Source organism: Kitasatospora sp. NPDC056783 (assembly GCF_042789895.1).
GTDB lineage: Bacteria > Actinomycetota > Actinomycetes > Streptomycetales > Streptomycetaceae > Kitasatospora.
On record NZ_JBHUAF010000601.1, the window covers coordinates 1 to 3,094 of the forward strand.

Annotated in this window: 2 protein-coding genes; one reads left to right on the forward strand and one right to left on the reverse strand. The window is 72.1% G+C overall.

Going from position 1 to position 3,094, the window contains the following annotated elements:
- Positions 1 to 28 precede the first annotated feature (28 nt).
- The gene (locus ACFRMQ_RS39680) at positions 29 to 907 is read right to left on the reverse strand and encodes an EamA family transporter (RefSeq protein ID WP_380735767.1); all 879 of its coding nucleotides are present in this window, start codon (positions 905 to 907) and stop codon (positions 29 to 31) included.
- A 502-nt stretch (positions 908 to 1,409) separates the two neighbouring features.
- Here ACFRMQ_RS39680 and ACFRMQ_RS39685 point away from each other — a divergent pair.
- The gene (locus tag ACFRMQ_RS39685) at positions 1,410 to 3,071 is read left to right on the forward strand and encodes an APC family permease (RefSeq protein ID WP_380735768.1); all 1,662 of its coding nucleotides are present in this window, start codon (positions 1,410 to 1,412) and stop codon (positions 3,069 to 3,071) included.
- The last annotated feature ends 23 nt before the right edge of the window (positions 3,072 to 3,094 follow it).

Below are 3,094 nucleotides of genomic sequence, written 5' to 3' on the forward strand. Positions count from 1 at the left end.
GGGCCCGGGCGGCCGGCGGCCGCCTCCGCTACCCCCGCGCCAGCGCCGCGATGGCCGCCAGCAGCAGCGCCGAGCCCGCGACCAGACCCGCCGTCAGCGGCTCTCCCAGGAACAGCACCCCGATCACCGCCGCCGTCGCCGGCTCCAGCAGGAGCAGCACCGCGGCCGTCGCGCCGGGCACCACGGTCAGCCCGGTGAAGTACCACCGGTAGGCGAACAGGGTGGGCACCGTGCCGAGGAAGAGCAGCCCCGCCCCGGTCACCACCGGGTCCCCGGCCGTCGGCAGGACGCCCTGGGGCCCCGACAGCGCCGCGAGCGGGAGCAGGCAGAGCAGACCGGCGGTGAAGGCGCCGGTGCCGGCCCGGGCGGAGCCGCCGCCCCGGGCCCAGAGGGTGAGGCCGCTCTGGCCGATGCCCGCGAGCACGGCCAGGCCGACGCCCAGGGCCGGCCGGGGGCCGGCCGCCGGGGCGGCGACCAGCAGGGCGAGGCCGGTCAGGGCGAGCGCCACGGCGGCGACGGCGCGGCGGGTGAGGCGCTCGCCGAGCAGCAGGTGGGCGCCGAGGCTGGTGAACACCGGGCCGGCGCCGATGGTGATCAGGGTGCCGAGCCCGAGGCCCGCGTAGTGCACCGAGCCGAAGTAGGCGCACTGGCTGAACGCCAGGCCGAACCCGGTGAGCGCGGCGGGGCGCCACCGGGCGCCGCCGCGCCCGTCGTGGGGCTCGCGGCCCGGCAGCAGGGCCAGGCAGAGCGCCGCGACGGCGAAGCGCCAGCAGGAGACGCCCGCCGGGCCGAGCCCGCTGCCGCGCATCAGCAGCGCGGACACGGAGCCGCCCACGCCCCAGGCGACGGCGGCGGCGGAAATGGACAGGAGGCCGCGCCGGAAGGGCACGGCGGCGTACGTGGTCATGCGTCGGTACTCCACGATGGGTTGCCGGTTCTGGTCCGCTGGGCACGCGGGCGGCAGTCATCGCCCCGGCCGCGGGCGGTTCCCGTCGGGCCGGAGTGGGTGGAGCTGGCCGCCCGCTAGCGGGCCGGCGGGGGGAGGATCACGAAACGCACCCGGTCAGCGTACGCCCGTCCGGCCGCACCCGGGCGATCGTTCCGCGGCGCCGACACCGACCCGTCCGATCTGGCGGATTGACGGCACACCGCTGTACGGAGGCCACTATTCCCACTAGCGGATAAACCGTCTATCATGCGGGCCCGCGCCGCACGGCTTGAATTCCCGGGGAATCGATCGAATACGTAAGAGACCGGAAGCGGCAATGGTCCCTACCTGCAAGGATGTCCGGAGAAGAATGTAAATATTCAGTAATGAAATCTGTGCAGGGGGAGCCGAAAAGTCCTACTGTGTGGCAACTCTCATCGCTCCGCCTACCCCGGAGCCCCCACCCACAGAGAGATCGTTCATGGCTTCCCTCAACCAGATCTCGCCGCCCGACCAGGGCACCGGGTCCTCATCCGGTACCCCCCACCGGACACTGCGCCGCCACGTCGGCCTCATCGGCCTCATGTGGGCCTCGGTCGGCTCGATCATCGGCTCCGGCTGGCTGTTCGGCGCCAAGGAGGGCGTCGTGGCGGCCGGCCCGGCCGCCGTCCTGTCCTGGGGCATCGGCACGGTCGCGATCGTGCTGCTCGCCCTGGTGCACGCCGAGCTCGGCAGCATGTTCCCGGTCTCGGGCGGCACCGCCCGGTACCCGCACTACGCCTTCGGCGGCCTGGCCGGCATGTCCTTCGGCTGGTTCTCCTGGCTCCAGGCAGCCACCGTCGCGCCGATCGAGGTCGAGGCGATGATCGGCTACGCCCGGCACTGGCCCTGGGCAGAGGGCCTGCTCAACGACAACAACACCCTCACCGCCAGCGGCTTCGCCGTCGCCACCGTGCTGATGACGGTGTTCGTCGCGGTGAACTTCCTCGGGGTGCGCGTCCTGGCCCGCACCAACAACATCGCCACCTGGCTGAAGATCTTCGTCCCGCTCTTCACCATCTTCGTGCTGGCCGTGACCAACTTCCACGGCTCCAACTTCACCTCGCACGGCTTCGCGCCGTTCGGCGCCAAGGGCGTGCTCGCCGCGATCAGCACCAGCGGCATCATCTTCGCCCTGCTCGGCTTCGAGCAGGCCATCCAGCTCGCCGGCGAGAGCCGCAACCCCAAGCGCGACATCCCCCGGGCCGTGCTCGGTTCGGTCGTCATCGGCAGCGTGATCTACACCCTGCTCCAGGTGGTCTTCATCGGCGCCCTGCCGGTCAGCGCCTTCGCCAACGGCTGGGACAAGCTCGACTTCCCCGGCATCGACGGGCCCTTCGCCGGCCTCGCCACCGTGGTCGGCCTCGGCTGGCTGGCCTGGGTGCTGTACGCCGACGCCGTGATCTCCCCCGGCGGCAGCGGCCTGATCTACACCACCTCGACCTCGCGCATCTCCTACGGCCTGAGCCGCAACGGCTACGCCCCGCAGCGGTTCGAGGAACTGGACAAGAACGGCGTGCCGTGGTTCGGCCTGGTCATCGCCTTCGTCACCGGCGTGATCTGCTTCCTGCCCTTCCCGAGCTGGCAGGAACTGGTCGGCTTCATCACCTCCGCCAGCGTCCTGATGTACGCCGGCGCCCCGCTCGCCTTCGGCGCGATGCGCCGCCGGCTGCCCGACCACGAGCGCCCCTACCGGCTGCCGATGGGCGAGCTGATCTCCCCGGCCGCGTTCGTGGTCTCCAGCCTGATCATCTACTGGTCCGGCTGGCACACCCTCGCCCGCCTGGGCATCGCGATCGTGCTCGGCTACGTGCTGCTCGGCGGCTACGCCGCGTACGCGATCAGGAAGGGCCTGCCGAACGCCCCCCGGCTGAGCTGGAAGTCCGCCCAGTGGCTCCCGCCCTACCTGGTGGGCCTCGGCGTGATCTCCTGGCAGGGCGGCTTCGGCGACGGCGCCGGCCACCTGCCGATGTGGTGGGACATGGCCGCCGTGGCGGTGTTCTCGCTGGTCATCTACTTCTGGGCGATCCGGGTGGCACTGCCCACCGAGGCGATCGAGCAGGAGATCGCCGACGTCGAGGTGGTCGACGAGGGCGGCCACTGACCGCCGACGACCCACCGGAAGGG

What these genes read in the sequence shown, in the direction of transcription:
- ACFRMQ_RS39685 (WP_380735768.1), top strand. Translation starts at nt 1,410, where the DNA reads ATGGCTTCCCTCAACCAGATCTCGCCGCCCGACCAGGGCACCGGGTCC.
- ACFRMQ_RS39680 (WP_380735767.1), bottom strand. Translation starts at nt 907, where the DNA reads ATGACCACGTACGCCGCCGTGCCCTTCCGGCGCGGCCTCCTGTCCATT.